We start from the raw sequence: 22,223 nt of genomic DNA on the forward strand, positions 1-22,223 counted from the left end.
TAAAAAGCGCGTTTTACCACGCGCTTTTTTAATCTCGTTCATTGACTTCATATGCAGCACGAACTCCTGACTCAATCGCACCTTCCACCCAGCCATGAAAGGCAGAAGTATGCTCGCCAGCGAAATGAATGCGTCCTTCAGGTAAATAAAGCTCCCAGGAAAAATCAGTGGACTGATTAGGAGAAAATAAGGTAAAACACCCCGCAGAAAATTGGTTTTGACTCCAGCTGTAAGAAGCTCCTCGGTTGAATTCCTCATAGACTCGGTTTCCATAAATCTTCGATAATCCAAACAGGGCCTCTCTTATTCTTTCTTCTTCCGGAAGGCTGTTCCACAACATGGCGTTCTGGCCCCAGCTGTAGCTTCCAAGCATGACACTAGGTCCTTGTGCTCCTATATTATGACTCGGACTGTACGTATATCTCAGTGGGAGATCTGTAATAATATTGCCTATTTTCATTTCTTCCCAAAACCTCGAATTGAACTCCAATCCAATTTTAATAGAGGATACATAGGTGAGTTCCCTGATGGCCTTCCACTTACGAAAGGAAACGGAATCGATTGGGTAAATGTCTACAAATTGAAGGACTGAGTAAGGAATCGTACTAATTACATAGTCTGCTTCCAAGCTGTGGTATTGATTGGTCCTCCGGTCTCTAAAAGTCACCGTAACCCCATTTTCCTGCTGCACAATTTGATGAACCTTCTGATAGTAATAAAGATTTGACTGCAGCTCCGGAACAAAAGCCAGTGGCAGCTGATCATTCCCCCCTGTGATCTCATAAAATTTCAAGTCTTCATTAAAAACGGTACGAACAATATCTAATAATATATCTACAAACGATAAATTAGGGAATCCTTCAATCCCGAGCACCACTTTTACAAGCCGAATCGCATTTGGTGAGAGGGAAGTGCCCAGGGGATTAAATCTTAAAAAGTCATCAAAAGAATAACTATTAAATTTCTTCCGCAACCTTTCCTGCTCCTTAGGATCCGCATCCTGATAGAGGTCAAGAAAAGGTTGGACAGCAGACCTCAACAACTGAACGGCCGTCCTCCCTTGTTCTTCTTCCGGAAGAGGGATGTTAAATACATTGGGATTTTCATTATAATATTCAACTGTCGTCTGCACTCCATTGACTAAGTAAAGGTCATTTTTATTTCTAAATTCATTCGTCGGCAAATGAAATTTCTTTACGTATTCGGCGACTAGATCATGCGTCTCAGGAAAACGCATCGCACCTACATCTAAATACAACCCTTCTGAAAACGGTTTACGCAGGGTATATACTCTTCCCCCGATCCGGTCGTTACCTTCAAGGATGGTCACCGAATGACCGGCATCTTTTAACAAAGAAGCTGAAACCAACCCCGCCATCCCCCCGCCAATGATGATCACTCGTTTAGGATCCGGTGTTTTCTTCAGACCATTTCGTACAATACGAAGCATGTCATTTGGGTATGTCAGATCGCCATACGTATAAAAATCCTCTCGATTATCCAACTTTTCCCCTCCTGTCTATTGGAAATATATGAGATAATTAGAAGAGTTAGACTGACTCATCCATACAATACATGTGTAAATAATTAAAAGTCAGTCACGGATACAAGTTGAATGGAGGCTTAAGATTGGAAGATCATTTCGGTCAGCAGAATAAACGGATCACCCATGAGCTCCTGTTGGATCTTCTCTCAGGAACAGCATTATTAACTCAATGGATCATCGTCTTCCTATACTGGAACAAGGTGCCGGATAAAGTTCCCATGCATTTCAATACGGCCGGAGCCCCGGACGGTTACGGGACCAAATACACGTTATTTCTACTGCCGGTGATTTCTATTTTACTTTTTTTAGGATTCAAGGCCTTCCGCTTCATTAAATTTGACCGCTACCACGGGAACCACCCAAAAGAAATAAGTCTCAAGCTCTATGCCCTTTTTCGCTCTTATCTGTCGTTAACAGCAGCCCAGACCTTGTTATTTTTTCTCCTCTTACTCTATTTGTCTATAAAAATCGCTGCTGGGGACTTGAATACGCTTCCTAATTCAGTGATTGTTGTTTACTTTGGTCTCATACTCCTTACTCTTATCATTTATGGAATAGTTGAATGGAGGATGAAAAAAGCGTTTTATAAAGCTAACCCCCGTATGAAAAAAGAATTCTTCTAGATTGGATGAGTAACATGCATAAAAAAACTGCCGAAGATCTTTTCGACAGTTTTTAAGGGTTCTATGTCTTGTGGAATATGGGTGTGAATTGTTCCTACGATCACATTGGTTTTCAACCATTTGAAAGACTTAGTGTTCTAAGCAGATTCAGACTGTGAGCCTATTTTCGAGCAGAGATTTCACACAAAGAATTTTACGAAACAGAAGGAGTAGGAGTCGGCTCCGCATAGCCTTCTTCGTATTTTGCTTCTATTTCTTTACGAATGGTTTTTATTGATTTTCCGTTTTCAAATTGGTTAATAGCTTCTACTGCTGTTTCAAGACAAACCCCACACTTCGTTGCGTGGTCGTCCCAGACAATCTTCTCTCCCGATGGATCAGAATAGACGAAGCAGTCGTAATTGCTTTTATGTCCGACTGATTCTCCACAACCACAGAAACAAGGCATTTTTTCAACGACTTCTTTATGAGATGCAACCGCTTTGTAGATCCTGCCTAAATCTTCCGACTGATTTGTTAAAAAATCAGGGAGCACCTTCACAGACTTCGTTTCCTCACGAATGTCCCCGGTAGCTGAGTCGGAATATTCTTTGGCGGCTTCCTCTTTGGGACTGCAGCCATTTAACAGCATAATTCCTGTGCCGACAAAACCAATAAGTAATAGGAAAACTCGTAAATATTTATTCATCTCTACTTAACACCTCAGTTAATTTTAGTAAATAGTTACTTAAATTATAGCACGGACTCATTTCCCAACAGAATGAAATCATGACAAAATATTGAAAGGTGTTTCTACTCTTTTTACATTATTTTATCTCCGCTATTCAAGGCTGTAACAACTCTCAACGATTTATTTTCCGGGAAATATAGGCAGTCTTTTTTTGAATTCTGTTTTTTATTGAGAATTTTATCTGTATAAAAAAGGAATTCCATCCGATATGTAGAAATTAATAGAATAAGGCATCTGCTTAAGAGAATCAGTCAAAATAAGGAAGGTGGAGGAATAAGATGTTTAAAAATCTTATGTTTAGGTTGATTCCACATAAAGAACAGCATGTTAGTGAAAAAAGGCTTATACGGGCAATTAAGCGTTTAAAGATTGAGAACTATCATTTTAATTGGGATCGCAGCAGTTGCTTTATTGAATTTGGCTACAAAGAAAAGACCTACAGACTTGAACACTCCGTTGAAAAAGCTAAAGAAAAGGGCATCATTTTAAGGAATGGGTTAGATTGTATTAATGAGTTAACTCAAACCCTGGAGGATCTCTGCAAGATTATCGACCGCGGTACATATAAATTTGAATCTTGGATTTCCGACATGAAGCAATCACCATCCAGCAAGGACCCTGCAGAATTCCAGGAAGAATTTCATATAAGATATAAATCCACAGGAACACCAAACACGGCTGAATACAAGAGAAGTGATGAATTCTTTCCGTTCACGCCCGAATCTTCTCTCAAAGACTTTGAAGAAAAAGAAACGCAGCGTAAATAATGGACATCAGGCTCGCAGCAAAAAGTAATTTACTTTTTGCTGCGAGCTTTTCGTTGGAGGGAAGTATTTATTTTTGCTGTGGTTATTTAAATCGTGTACAATTAAATCGTTCACAACTAAATAAAACCGTAAAGGGGAGAAAGAAGGATGACAACTGTTTATGACTTTACAGTGAAAAAGCCTGATGGCGGAGAACAAACGCTTCATGATTATCAAGGGAAGGCATTGCTCATTGTGAACACGGCCAGTAAGTGCGGCTTCACCCCTCAATTCGAAGGCCTACAGGAGCTTTATAAAAAGCATCAGGAAGAAGGTTTAGAGATTCTCGGCTTCCCATGTGATCAGTTTAATAACCAGGAGTTTGATAACATTGAAGAAACGACGGAGTTTTGCAAAGTGAATTACGGCGTAACATTTCCGATGTTTGCAAAAATTGATGTCAACGGGGATCAGGAGGATCCTTTATTTACTTATTTAAAAGATGAGAAAAAAGGGGTTCTTTCTAAAAAAATCAAATGGAATTTTACAAAGTTCCTCGTTAATAAAGACGGGCAAGTCGTGAAGCGTTATGCCCCGACGACAAAACCTGAAGAAATCGAAAAAGATCTCGCTGAATACTTACAATAAAAAAGGATGAACCGTTTGAAGGATTTCTTAACTTTAGACAAACAGCTTTGCTTTGCTATTTATGAAACAGGAAGCCAATTTCACAAACTGTACACAAAAGCCTTGCAATCTTTCGGTCTTACGTATCCTCAGTATCTTGTCCTGCTTGCGCTTTGGGAGAAGGACCACATGACCTTTAAAGAACTAGGCGAAAAGCTGAGCCTTGGATCAGGAACGTTAACGCCGATGATTAAACGAATGGAATCAAAAGGCTGGATAGCTAAAGAGCGCTCGAAGTCAGATGAACGAAGCGTTTGTGTGGCTCTTGAATCAAAAGCAATCGACCAAAAAGAAGCAATCACGGAAAAAGTGAGGCTGGAAATCGAATCCTGCCAAATTAAACAGGAAGAATATGAGCAGCTGTTGGAACAGCTTCACAGTCTGACAAACAAGTTAAAAACGCGCGAATCCGTTTAGTGAAATAAAAAAAGCATGTCCTCTCTGGGACATGCTTTTTACTCGGTTAAAACTCTTCATAGGTGGCTGGGTCCTGATCATTCAGTCTGCCGTCAGGACGTGTCAATTCAGCGATTCTTCCCATTTCCGTTTCACTTAATGAAAAGTCAAAAATTGAAATGTTCTCAGCCTGCCTCTCTGGAGATGCCGATTTAGGAATGGCGATCGACCCAAGCTGATAGTGCCAGCGCAGCACGATTTGAGAAACCGTTTTGTTATGGTCTCTCGCCATTTTTTCAAGCGTTTCATTGTTTAGGATATCCTTCGCCCGTGCTAATGGGCTCCATGATTCGGTTTGGATGTGATGCTCTTCATCAAAGCTCCGCTGCTCCTCCTGATTAAAAAACGGATGAAGTTCAATTTGATTTATGCTTGGTTTTGTTCCTGTTTCTTTTTCAAGAACCTCCAAGTGTTCAGGAAGGAAGTTACACACCCCTATCGAACGAATCAGTCCCCACTTTTTCGCATCAAGCAGAGCCTGCCACGCTTCCACATAGTTGCCCTGTTTAGGATTCGGCCAATGGATTAAATAAAGGTCGTAGTAATCAAGCTTGGCCCGGTACAACGATTCCTGAATGGCCGGCACCGCCTTATCATACTCCTGGTACCGCCCCGGCAATTTCGAAGTGATGATCAATTGGTCTCTCGGAATGGAGCTGCGGCGGACCGCTTCTCCGACCGTCCCTTCATTTTCGTAATTATAGGCGGTATCAATCAATCGGTAACCTGTATCGATTGCGCTTGTAATCGCATTAACTCCGGCATTTCCATTCAAATTGTATGTACCAAATCCAATGGCAGGAAGCCTCATGCCATCGTTTAAGGTGACCTCTGGTATTTCCCTCTTCACGATCTACCACTCCTTTTCAGTATTTAAAAACTACAATACCACCAACCAAACTTTTCAAATCATGGAAATGAACAAAATAAGTTTTAGTTTGTCTGATAATATTGTTAGAATAGAACACATCTATACTGACGAAGAGGGTGTTAACATGAATGAAGTTGAAATTGAACTGCTGAAAATCATTGAGAAAAATGCCAATTTAGAAGTAGAAAAAATTGCTAAACTCATGAACAAAGAAGTTGACGAAATCAGGGAGCTTATCCAGAGATTAGAGAAAGAAAAAGCGATTCTCGGGTATTCCACCCTGATCGACTGGGCAAAAGTGATGCAGTTTGAAGAGGTTACCGCAATGGTCGATGTGAAAGTCACTCCTGCACGCGGTGTAGGCTTCGACAAAGTAGCTGAACGAATCTATCGTTTCCCAGAAGTGAAGGCTGTATATTTAATGTCGGGAGCTTATGATCTGTCCGTATCTGTCCAAGGCAGCACGATGATGGAAATTGGGAATTTCATCTCCGAAAAGCTGTCCGCTCTCGACTCCGTCTTATCAACAACCACTCATTTCATTTTGAAAAAATACAAGCATGACGGCATCATTTTACAGGATGATGACGATGATGATAAGAGAATCGTGGTATCACCATGACAATGAGCCCGACCTCTTACATAGCGAAACAAGTAGCCGACTTAAAGCCATCAGGAATCCGGCGCTTTTTTGATTTAGCCGCTCAGATGGAAGACGTCATTTCCCTCGGAGTGGGCGAACCGGATTTTGTCACTCCGTGGAATTTTATTGAACACAGCTTTCATTCTTTAGAACAAGGCTACACGTCTTATACAGAAAATGCCGGAATGATTGAATTACGCCAGGAAATCAGTCAGTTTCTGAAACAGAACTATCACGTAACGTATAATCCCGAAGACCAGGTTATCGTCACCGTCGGCGCAAGTCAGGCGATTGATCTCGCTCTGAGAGCGATCGTGAATCCAGGTGATGAAGTGATCGTTGTAGAACCAAGCTTTGTCGCTTATACACCAACTGTCACGCTTGCCGGCGGGACTCCTGTTACGATCCAAACTCGAGCAGAGGATGACTTTAAGCTTCAGCCAGAACAATTAGAGGAAGCCATAACACCAAACACGAAAGCCATCATCCTTTGCAACCCGAATAACCCAACAGGAACTTACTTGAACAAGAAAGAGTTGGAGCCGCTTGCTGCGGTTATTGAAAAACACGATTTACTCGTGCTATCTGATGAAATCTATGCCAAGCTTACGTATGACGACGATTATACAAGCTTTGCTGCGCTAAAATCGATGCAGGAACGGACGATATTAATCAGCGGGTTCTCAAAAGCCTTCGCTATGACGGGCTGGCGTCTGGGGTATGCTGCAGGTCCTGCTGAAATTATTGCCGCCATGGTAAAAATCCACCAGTACACGATGATGTGTGCTCCTACAATGGCCCAGCATGCAGCACTGGAAGCCTTGAAAAATGGCAGACAGAGCGTCCAGGACATGATGGAAAGCTATAAGCAACGAAGGAACTTTATTGTCAGCAGTTTAAATGAAATCGGTTTGAGCTGCCCAAACCCAGGAGGAGCATTCTATACCTTCCCTTCCATTCAGGCAACCGGCTTGACGTCCGGTGAATTTGCCGAGCAGCTGCTGGAAGAAGAGCAGGTAGCGGTCGTACCTGGAGACGTGTTTGGAGAAAACGGCGAGGGCTACATCCGCTGTTCTTATGCTACTTCCCTTCATCAATTGGATGAAGCGATGGAACGGATGGAACGGTTTGTGAGAAAAAAAATGTAAGTAAAGAGATCAGCCATTGCTAATAACAGACATCCGCACTCGATTAAGAGCAGCGGATGTCTTTTATTATTTCCCACCAATGGTTACGCTGTATGTTTTCCTCGTAACGTCCAGATTTTGTACAGCATTAATAGAGAAGTGTAGATCGTTAAAATCGTAAGAATGCGCCATCCAAATGTAAGATAAGGTTCGAGTGCCTGCTGGACCAAGCTATCTGTAAGGATAGTTCGGTATTTGATACAGGCATATGTCATCGCAGCCCCTGCCAAAAAGGTTAAAAGCAGTCCCTGACCAAGCTTACTATGAGTATTTCCCCTCTCAGCATTGTATTGCACTGCCCACCCATCCTTCTTATCTGTAGAAAGTTTGTTCAGCCATACCTGTCCGAACGTAATTAAATTCGCCCAAAGATAAAGCTCTGGAGAAATTAAACAGGCGGCAAGCAAGACATCAATCTTTCTGTGCATCGGCGTTTTTGCTGCCATAATCATATTTAAGAAACTTGCAATTCCCACTGGAATTAACCACAACCACGACCAAGTAAACTGATCCGTGGCAAGAGCCGTCCCTAATAAAACCACAAATAACACACGAATCATTAAATTTAGCAGCGTTCTAAATTGAGACCTCCACAATTTCCATTTATGCTTTGACTGAACCCCAATATCGGAATTGGTCAGTAATTCTACGGTTCCTCCCTGCCATTTATTTCGCTGCTGTCTAAACGTATGATACGTCCGCATCGAATCAACAAAGCAGCGGGCAGACGGACTGATTAAGGTTTTCCACCTTTTCTGGAGCTGCCAGGTGAGGAGCATATCCTCTACATCACTATCGTCCTGCCACGGGCCGTCGAGTCGGTTTTCATCGACGACATCCTGTAAGGCTTCCGGTCTAAACAAGGTTGCCTGCCCGCCGAGAACGTACGTACTACCTCCTCGATACTGCAAATCAAGCAGCCAGCCGGCCATGTCCTGCTTTTGCTGATGGGTCCACCAGCGCGCAGCCGGTCCGCCATACTCCCCAGAAGATAGCTTTTCCTCATAATGAACATCGTCTTTAAAAATGAAGCTCTTCTTCTTTGGCATTCTCATCGTATATTTGGCCATCACACCGCCGATATTTCTCGCACTCATCAAACCTTCCCAAAGAGCAAGCAGAGCCCCGGGTGCCAATCGGCTGTCAGCATCCATTCCCAGGATCGCCTTAACGGATTCCTTATAATATTCCTGGTATTCCGTCAGCTTTTTATTATAAATATCGAGCAGGTCTCCATATATGCTTTTCCAGGCAGCGTTCAGTGCTCCGACCTTTCGCTGCTTATTGTTTTCCGTTCTTAATACCCTGAGGTTCAAGCCAAATTCCTTTCCTGCCTCTAGCGCTTTTTGTTCGGTAGCATCCGAACAATGATCAGCAATGACGAGGACATCCAGTTCTACACCAGCAGGCACCTTTTGGTCCTTCACTCCTGCTAAACAATCCTCTATGGACTTCTCTTCATTATGAGCAGGGATAAATATTACGATTCTAGGTCTCATATATGTGTTTTTGATACGCTGAAGACTTTTTGATTGGTAAGGACTTGCTTCTTGTGTATTTGGCAGAACTAATTGATTATTCATTCTTCACCTCGGAAAATAGGATAGTAACAACGATGTAACTATTTTATTTTCCTGGTGAGTCTTTAGAACGAATGGAGTCCGTTCTTTTTTTTCTTTAAGAAGAGCATTTTTTACAAATAGATGTATGCTCCGATCTTTATTTTGTTTTCTATAATTACGTATGGTTATGAACCATCCATTTTACACTATTTAAAATCCATTTTTTCCCTGACTATTATATACAACTTTTTAATTTCATAGTAAAATTATTAATAATGGAAAAAATACCCAAAACACCAAAACATTAAGGAGGAATAAATTATGGATTTCTTAGCTTATGTCGGTGCTATTGTATTTTTTATTGCAGTGATCTATCTTATTCTTCATTTTGCAAAGAAAAGAAAAGGCAAGGATACAAAGCTATCATTAAAGTTTATTATTCCAGTAATAGTTTTGAGCCTTATTCTGGTGGGCGTTGGAACGCAATATGGATTAGCTGAAGAATTATCCGCTCAAAAAGATCAAAATAAAGAACTGATTGACAAAAATCAAACTCTTAGTGAAGAAACAAATGCGCTAAAACAACAATTGGACGATCTTACAGCAACTAAGAACGAACTGGACAAGACACTTCAAAAAACCAAAGACCAGCTCGCTGAGAAGAATGATAAAGCTGCCAATTATGACAAGGATACTGGCGAGCTTAAGGATAAGGTAAGCAATCTGGAAGGAAAAAATAAAAAGCTGAGCAGTAGCATTAATGAGCTGGAGGGTACTATTAAAAAGCTTAAGGATGATAAGAGCTCTTTGCAGGCAAAAGTCGATGACTTAAACTCTACAGTCACAGCATCGACTTCTAGTTCTTCTGATCATACTACCTCTTCAAATTCCAGTAATACGTATTTTGAAAACTGTACAGCTGCCCGTAATGCTGGAGCTGCACCAGTCCGTAAAGGAGATCCTGGCTATGGTCCACACCTTGACCGGGATGGGGATGGAATTGGTTGTGAATAAAGAAACCTTAGTAATCTTTTCATTCTAATAACATAAGCAGTTAAGTACGCGAACTGATCAGCAAAAAAACTGCTCTCTATTTGAGAGCAGTTTTTTCATGGAGAGCATTTTCGTCTTTTCCTTCTAAAAGGCAGTGGATAAATGATAATATGGCTTAATAAAAAGACTCTCACATGGAACAAAAGCTTGATCGAATCTTTAATCGACACTCAGAACATAAGAAAAACCCTTGCGGTTGCAAAGGTTTTGTCAAGTGGCACAATAGCGGGCCTCGATATCCGCTCCCCTACACTGCCAGTTGGGAAAGGAAAGTAAACTACCCTTTAATTTCTTAAAGTGCCCTTAAACCTTGCTATATAAAGATTTAAAATGATTTTTATCAAAACGTAATCTCCGGGAGTCACCTATAAATATTGTTTGATTAAAATATGACCAAATTGTATGCAGTATTGTTTGTCATAACTCACTACTTATATTTAATAAATTTAGCAGTCATTTAAAGGATAATATGGAAATACCTCTAAAGAAGATACTGTATTACTACAAATTATTACTTTGATTTGTAAATTGGTAGTAACAATTCACCCAAAAAAATCAGTAAGATACATATTACTGAGGAATTCATCTGAACTCATCTCGTCTACCTTACCGTCATTTTTCTATTATCCCTTCGAATTTTCGTAAAGTATTCCATTATGTCATAAATAATGTGACTTTCCGTTTTATTAGTTAAGAATTAAAACGTTAGTTTGTTTTCTGTACCTGCGAGTAGCCTTTGTATATTTTTCCTATGCTTGAAAATAACCATAACCGCCATTAGGAAGGCAAATAGATTAAAATATACAGAATGCCCAAAAACAGGGATGGTCGAAATAGCAACAATTCCCAAGGTAGCACATATTGTACCTAAAGAAACATAACGTGTTAAAACTACTATTATTACAAAGACCACTAGCCCTAAAAGAGCTATAAACCAGTCAGCCATAAACAGTACTGACACTGCAGTAAGAGCTCCCTTGCCTCCTTTTAACCTAAAATATATCGGCCAGTTATGCCCTATCACTGCTCCTGCACCTGCCGTTAAAAGACATAAGGAATCTTTAGCCTCTCCAGAATAAAAGGTTACGTCAAGGAATAGTCCAACATAACAAGCAATTATCCCTTTTAATATATCTCCTAAGAGAACAAAAGTTGCAGCAGATCTCCCAAGTACTCTCAACGTATTAGTAAGCCCGGCACTTTGACTTCCATGGCTTCTTATGTCTTTACCATATATTTTCCCTACAATTACCGCTGTATTAAGGCTGCCTATTAGGTAGCCCAAAGCTAACGCCGCAATAAGCCTTAAAATATCATTCATTACTCTTCTCCCTTGTAATGCATTATGTAATCATTAACGATTATAATTTTAACATGATTTGCTAGTTATATATTATTTGATATTACCCCAATACATTTTAACTGAGTCTTTCACAAACCTGCTCTACCTATTAGTAAAAGAGACAAATCCAATTGTTTAAGATTTTCCCTTCCCTATTTATGGAATGAGGATAATTTAATGATGATAAAAATTAAGCAAGCCATAAGGATCTCGCTTGGTCCAAGGATAAACTTAGTTTATTGATAATAAATGATTACTACGAGTATTTTTCCATGCCAAATATAAATATAATAGTTCAGCAAGACTTTTTTAGATAATTTTCAGTTAAACAAGTTACTACAACCGTTGATCTTCAAAATCATAAAGAGCCCCTGTAAATCCACCTTCATCTGATTTTCCAAAGCGTACATTCTTCATTGTAGTCCTCTAGAGCTGATTTAAATAAGAGCACAGTGACACCCATAATTATCATGTAAACATCATACATTGGAAAAGAGACGATAATAAAACAGAGGAGAATAGGAATGAGTTATTTTCAAGTGTTCATTGTTTTTTCCTTATTATTAAAGGTGATTTTCTCCCTTGTATTGTCAAGAAGATACCAGGCATCTCTGCATCACTCCCAGCGAATGGTCATCTCGATGGTTTTCGGGACAAGTATTGGACTTGTAATTGGAGTCACTCTTGGATCGATTTTTCAAGGTGATTTATTCTATTCTACGTTGTTAGGCTTATCAACAGGGGCTTTTATAGGAGGGATTTGCACCTGTAAGTTAGGGTTAATTTACTGTATTGAAGGGATCTCAGCTGGATTAATGAGTGGGATGATGGGGCTATGCTAGGTGAGATGACCATTATTTCTGAATCTATCACCCTAATAAAGCTTTTTATAACATTAGATGTTTGTTCCCTGATCTTGTTCCCATTATTAGCATGTACTACTTATTCTGACCAATCCATACCATCGAAAAAATGGTTCCTCAAACCATTCCTTGTTTTCCTTCTTTTGAGCAGCTTTTTATTGGTTGGCAACTGGTTAATAGATGTGCCAAAAATTGATCATATTCCAGAACATCATTGATCATAAACCCGAGGCAAAGAAAATTCCTTGCCTCGGGTTTAATTAGTCTGCCCTTAACAATTTCGCATTAATGGCAACAACGACCGTACTTAAACTCATTAAAACGGCTCCCACCGCAGGGCTAAGTACAATACCAATAGGAGCTAATACCCCGGCTGCTAAAGGAATTGCAAATATGTTATAACCTGCTGCCCACCACAGATTCTGTACCATTTTCTTATACGTGTTTTTAGATAACCTTACAATGGAAACAATGTCTTTGGGGTTACTTTTTACAAGTACGATATCTGCCGTTTCTACAGCCACATCCGTGCCACTTCCAATAGCTATGCCTACATCTGCTGTCGCTAAAGCTGGAGCATCATTAATTCCATCTCCAGTCATGGCAACTTTTCTCCCCTGGGATTGGACTTCTTTCACTTTATCAGATTTATGATCAGGTAAAACTTCGGCATAGACTTCCTCAATATCCAGTTGTTTGGCGACCCAGTTCGCTACTTTTTGGTTATCCCCGGTGAGCATAACAGAATGAATATTATTTGATTTCAGTTCTTCTATCGCTTCTTTTGCTGAATCTCGGACCATATCTGCTAGAGCAATCATTCCTATAAATTGATCCTCTAACAAAACAAAGACCACTGTTTTGCCTTCTTTCGATAGTTCATTGAAGGAATCCGTATCATATGAAATCCCTTCATTCTTCATATAACCCGGGCTCATGACTTTTACTTCTCTCCCGTCAACAGAGCCTCTTAATCCTTTGCCTGTAATGGATTCAAAATCCTCTACTTTACCAAGGGATATCTCTTGTTCACGAGCTTTTTCTAGAATACCTCTAGCCAAAGGATGTTCGGAATTTTGCTCGACGCTTGCTGCCCAATACACTACATCATTTTCCTCATGTTCATTTGAAATAATATTCGTGACACCAAATTCACCTTTAGTCAACGTACCTGTCTTATCAAATATGACGGCGTCGATGTTTCTTGCATTTTCGAATTGAGTCCGATTTCTTATTAACAACCCTTGCTTAGCTGACAGCGAAGTCGAAACCGCTACTACAAGCGGTGCTGCAAGACCTAAAGCATGTGGACAAGTGATTACCATAACAGTTACCATACGTTCTAATGCTACATCAAAAGAGTACCCTATAGCGATCCAAACAATAAATGTTACTATCCCTGCGCCCAGAGCTAAATAAAATAGCCACTTGGCAGCCCGGTTAGCGAAATCCTGAGCTCGGGATTTTGAATTCTGAGCTTCTTGTACTAACTCAATGACTTGGGATAAATACGTATCATTCCCTGTTTTCTTCACTTGAATCGTAAGGCTGCCTTCTTTGTTTATTGATCCACCGATAACCTCATCTTCCGTCCCCTTCTCCACAGGTACAGATTCTCCCGTAAGCATCGATTCATCAATAGCTGATTTCCCATCTGTAATTTTCCCATCCACCGGGATTTTTTCTCCTGGTTTTACGAGAACAAGGTCATCTGAATGAAGTTCATTTAAGGGAACGTCCTCCGTTTCCCCATTCTCTTCTAATCGGTGAGCTTCATTAGGCATTAGTTTCACTAATTCCTGTAAAGCATTTGAAGCTCCCATTACAGACTTCATTTCAATCCAATGACCCAGCAGCATGATATCGATTAATGTTGCAAGCTCCCAAAAGAAATTTCTACCTGACCATCCGAAAACCACAAGAGAACTATACACATATGCCACAACAATCGCTAACCCTATCAGAGTCATCATACCAGGGTTCTTTTGTTTTAATTCATCTATAGCTCCCGAAATAAAAGGCCAGCCTCCATAGAAAAATACAAAAGTTGCTAATGCAAATAAAACATATTGATCATAGGGAAATACAAAATCCAGACCAATAAAATTCTGGATCATAGGAGACAGGATTAATATAGGTACAGTTACGATTAAAGAAATATAAAACCTTTTCTTAAAATCTTCAACCATCGCTCCATGATCGTGACCCTCATGTCCATGGTGTTCGTGACTTTCATGATCATGTTCCTTATCACCATGCTCATGATGTTTTTCATGCTTATTATTATGGTGTTCTTGTGTCACTGCAGCCCCTCCAATCCTTTTCAATGAGTACATTCTACTTTATACCTCATAGGGGTATAATTAAACGTCATTACTACAAGAACTAATACTAGCACAAGTGCTAGTATTAGTTATTTCTCTATTAGTAAAGAATCTATGCAATACTTTTCTATGCTTCTGCACATTGAAATAAGCCTCGACAGATGTTTGACAATGATCATAGTCGTACTTTTTACATTCATTTCTTCAAGCTTCACAAATTTCAGCACAAACACTTGCTAGTTCTGGTCCGATTACCTAGCACCAATTCATGAAGTCTTAAAATCAATGTATCCTTAATTACTCTCTTTTAAAGCGTCTTCCCACTAAATAGTATCGTCTTACAATAGGTAATGACTTAATTTTTTATGTTTTCAACCAATTTTGTGAGAACCTATAGAAATTGAACGAATTGATTAAGGAGTCCACTTTTAATATAAAAGTGGACTCCTTAATCATTGTGTAGGGAACCATTTTGAGGACAATTCTTAGAAACCTACTCCAGTCTTTTTTTATAAAAGTTGATTTACGAATTGAATAAAGAAATAAACACTGTAACCCAGAACGGCCAGCCCACTTATTAAAAGGATAATTTGTCTTTTCTTTTTATTTAACCACCTTTCCCCAAGATGTAAAAGTACAGCTAATAAAACAAACCATAGTAAAGCCCCTGCTAAAATAGACACCGGGTAAACCAACGAGATATTATCTTCATCATTTACGATTGGTATAAGCAGGCCCATCCACCACATGACAGTAAAAGGGTTAAAGGTAGTGATAACTGTCCCTATCCAAAACGCTCTTAAATAATGCCGTGCCGGGTTCATGATCTCGCTCATCCGTTTTTCTTTTACTCCTTGTACCGTACTAATTTCTTTGAAGATTCCCCACGCAACATAAAAGAGGACGATACTCCCAAAAAGCCAAAGATAAGTTACAAGAATAGATTCTGTACTAATAAACGGCATGAGCCAAAGTAAAATAGCTGATAAAACAATTGCATCTCCTGTCACGGCGCCTAGACCGACTACAAGAGAGGAAGTCAGCCCATACTTCGTACCATGTTTTATTTCTTCCCCATTACTTGGGCAAGTGGGGGATGAGACAAAACCAATAACCAGGCCACTAAACAATAGCTGAAACATCTACAACCCTCCTTTTATAATTCTATATTTCGAAAATTATCGAATTGTTTACGAAAAAATTATTCCCTCCCTTTAGATGTTTGAAAAAACGCGACTAAACGGTCAATAGTTTTTTCTTCAACCCAACACTCAATGTTTTTACCTTGACGGTCCATGCGTATTAATCCAGTACGCCTCAGTTCTTTAAGGTGATGGGAAACCGTGGATGGAGCAATATTTAACCTTTCTCCTAATTGCCCCACCGTTAACCGCATTTCTTTCTCTGTGCTCAATTCACCTTGATGACAGTATTCAGCTAAATAAAGAAAAATGTTTAACCGGTGAACATTAGAAAGTGCTTTAAACATTTCACTAAATTGATTAAGGTTTTTATTATTATATTTCGACATGTTTCGAATTATAAAAGAAAGATTAGCCTTTGTCAAACTTACGTTATAAGTATAAACGACTTCTAAAGGAGTTCAGAAATTTATCAATTTTTTTGATTGTAATCGTTGGCTTTCTGAATAAGCTACAGCCATATGCTTAATATATCAAAATAAAATAATCCAAGGGGGAGATGTTGTGAATAACGCTATTCCATTTACAGATGTATCTATCAAGAACTTTTTTGATAGATATAAAACGAAGTTTAAGGCCACAGCTGATCCAGGAGTTAAGCAAAAAAAATCAACGCTGCAGGGACAATGGGTGAATAATAAAGACCAAAATGATGAACATCAAGTAGCTCTGATATTGGAACGTGACATTAATTAGAGTTATATATTTATCGATAGCTAAGTAGGAAACAAAGTCACAAAATCTACAGAATGTAAGCATAAAAAATAGACTCCCCATTCTGACACGAATGTGAGTCTATTTTTCCATCTAGACTGCGCCTTAATGCAGCTTTCAGGGGCTCTTATTCCGAGTAGTGGAGCATAGCGGGCTCGAACCGCTGACCTCTACACTGCCAGTTTGGAAAGTCAAATATCCTTTAATCTCTTAAAGTGTCCTTAAACCTTGTTATATAAAGGTTTATAAAGGTTTTTCAGGTTAAGCAATAGCCGCTAATTACCTATAAAAATCTTTAATGCATGACCAAAATATGACCAAATTATCAGCAGTAGTGTTTGCCATAACTCACTACAAATATTACAAAAGAATTTAGCTGTCATAGTCGTCATACCTGTCATTTATCTATTAGAGGGTATAGATCTTCTCCTGCTTCAAATCCAGTACTTGTAAAGAAAAACACTAAACCAAAAATAATAAGAATTGAGATCTTCAACATATCACCTACAATTATTTAAAAATATTCTCTATATTATTCTAGTTAACTTTATCAAACTATGGTGTGAAGTAAATTCACAAAATTACATTAACCACATAACAACAAATAGATCCAAAGACTGAGTAAAAATAACTTAAAATTTATTTAGAACTCCTAGCCCACTTTACTACAAGGAATGTGGTCACAAGAATTGCTTAATAGTAGGCTCTGGTGTGACTGGCTCATGAAACACCCCATTTATGCACTTATTATTCACTGATTTGCATATTCAGAAGAAGGCTCTTTACGGTGTTATGGAGCTGGAAACTGTTATGTATTCAGTGTTTTTTGTAGGTGCTTGTGTGTACGCTTTGGAGGTTGCTGAGGAGTTGGCTGGTGAGTTTACTGGGTAGGTTCATGGAAGGTAGTGAGGTGGGTCTCTGGAGGTTGTTAGGGGTGATTAATGGGAGAATGATAGTCCATTTCTGGGGAAGCTGGGGAGGTGACTGTGGAGGTGGCAGGGTCTAAAAATTTATTCAACTTATTAGCCACCTCAAGAGCCACTCCCCTCTTTATTCCCGTAACAATTTCACCTAACCAGCACACTTAGAGGTCCCAGCTCAAAGCTATTAGACTAGAATAATTTCTAGTAAAATGCTAATAATAGTGGTAAGCATTAAATTCCAATACATGGAGGATTGATTGAATGGCAAGAAGTCAAATTCTAAAGGACTTAGTGAGTGGGGAAAATAAGCTTGAGAGCGTACTTATGAGGTTAAAGGTTATTCTCTCTGATCTTGAAAATGAGGAAATTAATTATTGGATTAACAGTGAACTTCAAGGATACAAATATTCATTTATGGTTCCACAGTACAGAATATTAGAAGGAATTGTAACAGGATAGTACACTTTTCTTTCTAGGAAAACTGGAGAAAAAATTCCATACAATAACGAAATATTAACTGTCGAACATTTAGGCCCTGATTTTAAAAAGGATTTACTCGAATTAAAATTAAAAGATGGTTTTCCAGCAATAGATAGAAGCTTAAAAAGTAAAGATCCACTACATAAACCACTTCCAGTTGAACTTTATGACCGTTTACCAAGCACACAAGAGATAATAGTTACGAAAGCAAACGTCGAATACGATAAAAATAAACTTCAAGCGGTAGTGTCTCAGATAAACAATAAATTAATCGAAATAATATTAAAGCTGGAAAAGGAATTTGATAACTTAGATGAATTAGACATATCAACCCTAGCGTACCTTCAGAAGTTACTCAAGATATTCAGAATTACATCATTAATGTTATCTATGATAACTCTATTTCAATTGGAGATAAAAACAAAATTGAAGATAGCGAGATAGGTCATGATAGACAATGAGCATTAAAATTGGAGATAAGAACAAAATAAAAAACTCTAATATTGGTCATAACCATACCAGCCCATCTCAGAAGGAGAACTTTGCTTCAAAGCACCCGATAATCACTGGTGCTCTAACCTCTTTAGTTATTGGATTCATACTTTTGTTCTCGTTCTGGGGTAAACTTGTGAGCTGGCTTGAAGGATTATTTTAGAAATTATCTCATCTTTCTAGAAGGGAATTTCTTACACAATGGAGAATAATATCTTATTCTGAATTGGAAAGAGGTTACCAGTATGAGCAATGAAAAACAAAGTATCTTGAAAACCTACGAAGATGAAATCATGGAAATTGAAAACAAGCTTACTCAACTTGAAAATTACCGTTTTATGGAGCAAACGAGGGCTTCATATGATGGAGCACTCTCAACAAACATTCAGAAGCTAAGGGGAATGATTAAGGATTTACTTAAGAAAATTGATAAGGATTTACCTTCTGATTCTGACAAGGTAGCTGATCTATTCTGATTTAGTGACACCAAAGCTCCTCCTCAATACGATTACTAAGTAAAGGAGGAGATTTTTTATGTTCATTTATGCCAGGAACAAATTAGACGGTAGCACTTGGAGGTCCAAATCAATTCATACTGAGCTCTTACTGAACGAGGAAACTTACAGTAACAAAACCCTGCCAGCTTCTGAGGTTAAATTTACGAATGAACCAATTGATAATGACTTTGAAGAACTCTGCCAGCGCTTGTCTGGTGAGGTGTTTACTTACAAACCCCCACTTCAGTCATAAACCATAGTTTTCTCTTTCTCTTATTGCTTTTGTTGTCGCTTCAAGAAGTTTGAGAGTTTCTGTAACTTGTTTCAAGGCATGATTTTTAAAAGAATTATCTTCTAAATTTTCAATACCTTTAACCTCAAGTTCCCTTTCAGCCAAAGCATAATCTATTATTAGATGGGTTGTTCTTAAATGCGCTTTAATTTCATTTATTTCTCTCAAGGTGTTAGGTAATAATTTGTCTGTATTCACCCCTTCCAAGAAGGTTGAATATTGATTGTATTCATCTATTAATTCTTTAATTTGAGGAACAAAAAGCTCATTAATAAATTTGCTGTTTCCTACTGCTTCTTTATTCAAAAGTTGCTTAAGTTCATCTCTCATTAATTCCAGTAAACCCTCAAGGTGATGTAGTTTTGGGAGTGCTTTAAGCAATTCCTTAGTTTCGCTTTCTAACTCAGTTTGTTCCTTGGTTTTATCTTGGTGGTTTAACGTCAGCAACACTCCTCCAAGAGTCAGTAGCCCCCACAAATACCACCAAGATAACTACCATAGAAACTTATCCAGTCGCTCTCTTGTCCATAAACTTTAAACCAGCTAAAACTCATGAGCCAATTCACAAAGATAGGTAGGAAGAGAATCATAAAAAGAAAAATGATTCCAAGTAAGACATAGATTTTCCTACTCAGGTTTTTCATTCGTTTTTCTCCTCACATAAGCTTGGAAATAAATGCTCAATTTCATTTATTAACCTACTAGCTCTCTTGGAGTATCTACAATTGAAAGCAAACGCTCTACTCTTCTCAAGGATAATTAAATTTTTATCATTCGTCATATCTATTAGAATTTTATTTATTTGGTCTTTGGAAAAACTAAACATTTTTTCACCTTGTTTAAGGGTAAATCCATTAGAATAATTTCCATCTATTTTTACTTTTTTAAGGAAATTAAGTTTTTCTCTTCTGTCACAAAAACCACCATAACTCCAGCCAATTACTTCATGAGTTTTCTTATCAATTACTTCCCCAACACAACCTTCAAACATCATATCTTCAAGAATGTCAGTAATAAATTCCTCATCATACCTAAATCCCCACCTGTTTTTATCAAAGACTTCGCCAGTCATTCTAATCCATTCTGTAATACCTTTAGTAGTAGGATAAATGCTTTCTGTAATTAATTCTCCATCTGGGTTATCAATTGTGTGAATACTGTGAGAAACATCTTTTTCCCTCGGTCCATTCCTACTTTTTAAGAATGATGAAATATTATCCTTAATAGCTCCCCTTGAAACATGATAATAACGAAAGCGATAAACCAATAAAGCTACTCCAAAACCAGAAGCACCAATAACTATGCCACCAAGGACCTTACCAACTAACCAGACTAATCCACCTAATAGCCACGATAGCACTTGTAGTATTTCTTCTAACCACATTAATAAAAATGAGAAAGGTTCCATTAACGCTCTCCTCTTATCTTAGAAATTTCAGTCCTTAAACGAGCCAATTCATTAGTAATATCACCAAGTCCAGCTTCCCTAGTTCCCTCTATCTTTGCAAAGTCATAGAGTGAAATAAGGTACTCATCTTTGTACTCTAGCTTTTCAGAGTCTAAATAAGTGATCTTCACAGGACTCTCTAGGCTTGATCTATCTAAAGTTTCTCTTTCTCTTGTATCTTCACCTTCTTTTAATATTTCTGGTCTTAACCCTACATATGACTCAAATTTTTGATCGGGAGCTATTACTTTTATTGATTTTTCTACATTTCTTATGCTTCTATCATTCTTCTTTTTGAAAAAAATCGTGTGTCCTTCTAGCTGAGTGTAGGTGCTAAACAATGGCTCTAACGTTAAATAGACATCAAAAGCTGGCCTAGTTCCAATGTTTTCAATAGTAAAGTAAAGACCATAAGCAACTTCTCGTATGTAAACAAATACTTCTGGTCTGTAAGATTGTGCTCTTGTTAAACGTGCTTCCTCAGTCATTTCTCGTGTTTCAGTAACCATTTTTTTATTTTCACGCAAGGTTAAAAAATAGATTACTAAAAAGCTAACATTCAAAGCACCACTAACAATAATACTTATCCATGCTGTACTCAATTAACCACTCCTTATGACAATTTTCACTCTTAAATTGTACCACTAATAAGGAATTATTTACTAATTAATTTCCAGCCAATTAAACATATTCTCCCTTACTCTTTTCCTTTGCTCCACTGCAAACACACCTTGGAGAGCTCCCCAGAAGTACGCTCCAAAGCCCTTCTTAACACGCTTCATTTTGTATGCCATTACAGAGGACTTAAACGCTCTGATAGCTGGCTCAATGATCTCCATAACCTCAGGAGCCATCCTCTTAGAAACAGCTTGTACTTTTCCCCACAATGAGAAAGCTTCCTCAGCCTTCACAAATGGTTTTACTGCTTGGATAAACTCTTGAGGAACAAACTCAGTTAAATATGAGAAGTCTAATTCTTCCTGTTGTCGTATGTATTTAAGATCTTTATTAAATGCTTTTAAATTAAATGTTTCTCTGCGTTTCAATCCCTTATGAGAGCGCTCTGGAGCTGACTCTGTGGCTTCTTCCCGATAGGTCAACTCGATAGGTTAAAGAACTTCCAAAGCCACCAGAAACAGCTCTAATGGTCCTTATTCTTTGGATAATTCCTAACTCTATTAATCGTTTTAATGCTCTCTGAATAGACTTGTAGCTTACCTCTAGTAAGTCAGCCATGGTTTGAACCTTGAACCAGCTCACCCCTACAACCTTACAAGAATGACCTGCAAGCAACCTTAATAGACCCCTGTCTAATTCTGCTAGATCAAGGACCTCTAAAGCTTTACTAATGTAGCTATCCATTTCAGAGACGCTCTCAAAACTTGAATAACGTCTTAGTTCCTTCATTAATATTCCTCCAGAGTGTGGAGGTTGCTCTGGCTTCACCCTCTTGGTAAAATACAAAAGAGAGGACTTCCAGAGTCCTCCAGTAGTGAGAGCTATCCCTTCCAGTCGCCAAACTCAGAGGGGTAGCTCTTTTATT

Annotated in this window: 23 protein-coding genes and 1 pseudogene; 11 read left to right on the plus strand and 13 right to left on the minus strand. The window is 38.6% G+C overall.

The features are described from left to right. Nucleotides 1-28: 28 nt before the first annotated feature. Nucleotides 29-1,504, minus strand: coding sequence for a flavin monoamine oxidase family protein (locus MUN89_RS17760; protein WP_244709092.1), 1,476 nt, complete (start codon nt 1,502-1,504; stop codon nt 29-31). Nucleotides 1,505-1,629: 125 nt separating this feature from the next. Here MUN89_RS17760 and MUN89_RS17765 point away from each other — a divergent pair, with 125 nt between their 5' ends. Beyond that, a complete protein-coding gene (locus MUN89_RS17765) occupies nt 1,630-2,169 on the plus strand; it encodes a DUF1648 domain-containing protein (RefSeq protein ID WP_244709094.1) in 540 nt (179 codons plus the stop codon). 193 nt (nt 2,170-2,362) lie between these two features. On the opposite strand, the gene MUN89_RS17770 is transcribed toward MUN89_RS17765, so the two are convergent. After that, a complete protein-coding gene (locus MUN89_RS17770) occupies nt 2,363-2,857 on the minus strand; it encodes a PCYCGC domain-containing protein (protein ID WP_244709096.1) in 495 nt (164 codons plus the stop codon). Nucleotides 2,858-3,177: 320 nt separating this feature from the next. On the opposite strand from MUN89_RS17770, the gene MUN89_RS17775 reads away from it, so the two are divergent. The 3 genes from MUN89_RS17775 (at nt 3,178) to MUN89_RS17785 (ending at nt 4,749) form a co-directional block, all read left to right on the plus strand. Then, nucleotides 3,178-3,666, plus strand: a complete 489-nt coding sequence (locus MUN89_RS17775; RefSeq protein ID WP_244709098.1) for a hypothetical protein — start codon at nt 3,178-3,180, stop codon at nt 3,664-3,666. 147 nt (nt 3,667-3,813) lie between these two features. Next, the gene (locus tag MUN89_RS17780; RefSeq protein ID WP_244709099.1) at nt 3,814-4,293 is read left to right on the plus strand and encodes a glutathione peroxidase; all 480 of its coding nucleotides are present in this window, start codon (nt 3,814-3,816) and stop codon (nt 4,291-4,293) included. Between the two features lie 6 nt (nt 4,294-4,299). Next, entirely contained in the window at nt 4,300-4,749 is a 450-nt protein-coding gene (locus tag MUN89_RS17785; protein WP_244709101.1) for a MarR family winged helix-turn-helix transcriptional regulator, read from the plus strand. Between the two features lie 46 nt (nt 4,750-4,795). Here MUN89_RS17785 and MUN89_RS17790 read toward each other — a convergent pair whose 3' ends face one another. Continuing rightward, on the minus strand, nt 4,796-5,638 hold the full coding sequence (locus MUN89_RS17790; RefSeq protein WP_244709103.1) for an aldo/keto reductase: 843 nt from the start codon (nt 5,636-5,638) through the stop codon (nt 4,796-4,798). Between the two features lie 145 nt (nt 5,639-5,783). Between MUN89_RS17790 and MUN89_RS17795 the strand changes: the two genes are divergently transcribed. Together MUN89_RS17795 and MUN89_RS17800 are read left to right on the plus strand one after the other, a co-directional pair. After that, nucleotides 5,784-6,281 carry an Lrp/AsnC family transcriptional regulator gene (locus tag MUN89_RS17795; RefSeq protein WP_244709105.1) on the plus strand — a complete coding sequence of 166 codons (498 nt, stop codon included), beginning with the start codon at nt 5,784-5,786 and terminating at the stop codon, nt 6,279-6,281. Nucleotides 6,282-6,283: 2 nt separating this feature from the next. Next, nucleotides 6,284-7,450, plus strand: a complete 1,167-nt coding sequence (locus MUN89_RS17800) for an aminotransferase (protein ID WP_244709107.1) — start codon at nt 6,284-6,286, stop codon at nt 7,448-7,450. A gap of 83 nt (nt 7,451-7,533) precedes the next feature. Here MUN89_RS17800 and MUN89_RS17805 read toward each other — a convergent pair whose 3' ends face one another. Then, complete coding sequence (locus MUN89_RS17805) at nt 7,534-9,072, minus strand: glycosyltransferase family 2 protein (protein ID WP_244709109.1); 1,539 nt, start codon at nt 9,070-9,072, stop codon at nt 7,534-7,536. A gap of 300 nt (nt 9,073-9,372) precedes the next feature. On the opposite strand from MUN89_RS17805, the gene MUN89_RS17810 reads away from it, so the two are divergent. After that, a complete protein-coding gene (locus MUN89_RS17810) occupies nt 9,373-10,065 on the plus strand; it encodes an excalibur calcium-binding domain-containing protein (protein ID WP_244709110.1) in 693 nt (230 codons plus the stop codon). A gap of 736 nt (nt 10,066-10,801) precedes the next feature. On the opposite strand, the gene plsY is transcribed toward MUN89_RS17810, so the two are convergent. Then, a complete protein-coding gene (plsY, locus tag MUN89_RS17815) occupies nt 10,802-11,425 on the minus strand; it encodes a glycerol-3-phosphate 1-O-acyltransferase PlsY (RefSeq protein WP_244709112.1) in 624 nt (207 codons plus the stop codon). A gap of 545 nt (nt 11,426-11,970) precedes the next feature. Between plsY and MUN89_RS17820 the strand changes: the two genes are divergently transcribed. Next, nucleotides 11,971-12,288 (plus strand): hypothetical protein, encoded by a 318-nt coding sequence (locus tag MUN89_RS17820; RefSeq protein WP_244709114.1) that lies wholly within the window; start codon nt 11,971-11,973, stop codon nt 12,286-12,288. A 281-nt stretch (nt 12,289-12,569) separates the two neighbouring features. Here MUN89_RS17820 and MUN89_RS17825 read toward each other — a convergent pair whose 3' ends face one another. From MUN89_RS17825 to MUN89_RS17835, 3 genes are all read right to left on the minus strand, one after another. Further along, nucleotides 12,570-14,645, minus strand: coding sequence for a heavy metal translocating P-type ATPase (locus MUN89_RS17825; protein WP_396266049.1), 2,076 nt, complete (start codon nt 14,643-14,645; stop codon nt 12,570-12,572). A 497-nt stretch (nt 14,646-15,142) separates the two neighbouring features. Further along, nucleotides 15,143-15,775: a LysE family translocator gene (locus MUN89_RS17830; protein WP_244709118.1), complete on the minus strand. Its 633-nt coding sequence runs from the start codon at nt 15,773-15,775 to the stop codon at nt 15,143-15,145. A 59-nt stretch (nt 15,776-15,834) separates the two neighbouring features. After that, nucleotides 15,835-16,164: an ArsR/SmtB family transcription factor gene (locus tag MUN89_RS17835; protein WP_244709120.1), complete on the minus strand. Its 330-nt coding sequence runs from the start codon at nt 16,162-16,164 to the stop codon at nt 15,835-15,837. 175 nt (nt 16,165-16,339) lie between these two features. On the opposite strand from MUN89_RS17835, the gene MUN89_RS17840 reads away from it, so the two are divergent. The 3 genes and pseudogenes from MUN89_RS17840 to MUN89_RS17850 all read left to right on the plus strand — a co-directional run bounded on the left by MUN89_RS17840 (nt 16,340) and on the right by MUN89_RS17850 (nt 18,920). Next, nucleotides 16,340-16,531 carry a hypothetical protein gene (locus MUN89_RS17840; protein ID WP_244709122.1) on the plus strand — a complete coding sequence of 64 codons (192 nt, stop codon included), beginning with the start codon at nt 16,340-16,342 and terminating at the stop codon, nt 16,529-16,531. 1,202 nt (nt 16,532-17,733) lie between these two features. Beyond that, nucleotides 17,734-18,396, plus strand: a pseudogene (locus MUN89_RS17845) (AbiTii domain-containing protein). Nucleotides 18,397-18,689: 293 nt separating this feature from the next. Further along, nucleotides 18,690-18,920 (plus strand): hypothetical protein, encoded by a 231-nt coding sequence (locus MUN89_RS17850; protein ID WP_244709124.1) that lies wholly within the window; start codon nt 18,690-18,692, stop codon nt 18,918-18,920. Between the two features lie 268 nt (nt 18,921-19,188). Here MUN89_RS17850 and MUN89_RS17855 read toward each other — a convergent pair whose 3' ends face one another. The 5 genes from MUN89_RS17855 to MUN89_RS17875 all read right to left on the minus strand — a co-directional run bounded on the left by MUN89_RS17855 (nt 19,189) and on the right by MUN89_RS17875 (nt 22,087). Further along, nucleotides 19,189-19,680: a hypothetical protein gene (locus MUN89_RS17855; protein ID WP_244709125.1), complete on the minus strand. Its 492-nt coding sequence runs from the start codon at nt 19,678-19,680 to the stop codon at nt 19,189-19,191. 193 nt (nt 19,681-19,873) lie between these two features. Beyond that, the gene (locus MUN89_RS17860) at nt 19,874-20,617 is read right to left on the minus strand and encodes a hypothetical protein (RefSeq protein WP_244709127.1); all 744 of its coding nucleotides are present in this window, start codon (nt 20,615-20,617) and stop codon (nt 19,874-19,876) included. 23 nt (nt 20,618-20,640) lie between these two features. After that, complete coding sequence (locus MUN89_RS17865) at nt 20,641-21,282, minus strand: hypothetical protein (RefSeq protein ID WP_244709129.1); 642 nt, start codon at nt 21,280-21,282, stop codon at nt 20,641-20,643. A 60-nt stretch (nt 21,283-21,342) separates the two neighbouring features. After that, complete coding sequence (locus MUN89_RS17870) at nt 21,343-21,726, minus strand: hypothetical protein (protein ID WP_244709130.1); 384 nt, start codon at nt 21,724-21,726, stop codon at nt 21,343-21,345. A 4-nt stretch (nt 21,727-21,730) separates the two neighbouring features. Next, complete coding sequence (locus tag MUN89_RS17875) at nt 21,731-22,087, minus strand: helix-turn-helix domain-containing protein (protein WP_244709132.1); 357 nt, start codon at nt 22,085-22,087, stop codon at nt 21,731-21,733. Between the last annotated feature and the right edge of the window lie 136 nt (nt 22,088-22,223).

Origin of the sequence: Halobacillus salinarum (genome assembly GCF_022919095.1) — a bacterium.
Classification (GTDB): domain Bacteria; phylum Bacillota; class Bacilli; order Bacillales; family Halobacillaceae; genus Halobacillus_B; species Halobacillus_B salinarum.

What these genes read in the sequence shown, in the direction of transcription:
- MUN89_RS17785 (WP_244709101.1), top strand. Translation starts at nt 4,300, where the DNA reads ATGAACCGTTTGAAGGATTTCTTAACTTTAGACAAACAGCTTTGCTTT.
- MUN89_RS17780 (WP_244709099.1), top strand. Translation starts at nt 3,814, where the DNA reads ATGACAACTGTTTATGACTTTACAGTGAAAAAGCCTGATGGCGGAGAA.
- MUN89_RS17795 (WP_244709105.1), top strand. Translation starts at nt 5,784, where the DNA reads ATGAATGAAGTTGAAATTGAACTGCTGAAAATCATTGAGAAAAATGCC.
- MUN89_RS17825 (WP_396266049.1), bottom strand. Translation starts at nt 14,645, where the DNA reads ATGTACTCATTGAAAAGGATTGGAGGGGCTGCAGTGACACAAGAACAC.
- MUN89_RS17850 (WP_244709124.1), top strand. Translation starts at nt 18,690, where the DNA reads ATGAGCAATGAAAAACAAAGTATCTTGAAAACCTACGAAGATGAAATC.
- MUN89_RS17860 (WP_244709127.1), bottom strand. Translation starts at nt 20,617, where the DNA reads ATGTGGTTAGAAGAAATACTACAAGTGCTATCGTGGCTATTAGGTGGA.
- MUN89_RS17835 (WP_244709120.1), bottom strand. Translation starts at nt 16,164, where the DNA reads ATGTCGAAATATAATAATAAAAACCTTAATCAATTTAGTGAAATGTTT.
- MUN89_RS17775 (WP_244709098.1), top strand. Translation starts at nt 3,178, where the DNA reads ATGTTTAAAAATCTTATGTTTAGGTTGATTCCACATAAAGAACAGCAT.
- plsY (WP_244709112.1), bottom strand. Translation starts at nt 11,425, where the DNA reads ATGAATGATATTTTAAGGCTTATTGCGGCGTTAGCTTTGGGCTACCTA.
- MUN89_RS17805 (WP_244709109.1), bottom strand. Translation starts at nt 9,072, where the DNA reads ATGAATAATCAATTAGTTCTGCCAAATACACAAGAAGCAAGTCCTTAC.
- MUN89_RS17820 (WP_244709114.1), top strand. Translation starts at nt 11,971, where the DNA reads ATGAGTTATTTTCAAGTGTTCATTGTTTTTTCCTTATTATTAAAGGTG.
- MUN89_RS17830 (WP_244709118.1), bottom strand. Translation starts at nt 15,775, where the DNA reads ATGTTTCAGCTATTGTTTAGTGGCCTGGTTATTGGTTTTGTCTCATCC.
- MUN89_RS17875 (WP_244709132.1), bottom strand. Translation starts at nt 22,087, where the DNA reads ATGAAGGAACTAAGACGTTATTCAAGTTTTGAGAGCGTCTCTGAAATG.
- MUN89_RS17800 (WP_244709107.1), top strand. Translation starts at nt 6,284, where the DNA reads ATGAGCCCGACCTCTTACATAGCGAAACAAGTAGCCGACTTAAAGCCA.
- MUN89_RS17770 (WP_244709096.1), bottom strand. Translation starts at nt 2,857, where the DNA reads ATGAATAAATATTTACGAGTTTTCCTATTACTTATTGGTTTTGTCGGC.
- MUN89_RS17810 (WP_244709110.1), top strand. Translation starts at nt 9,373, where the DNA reads ATGGATTTCTTAGCTTATGTCGGTGCTATTGTATTTTTTATTGCAGTG.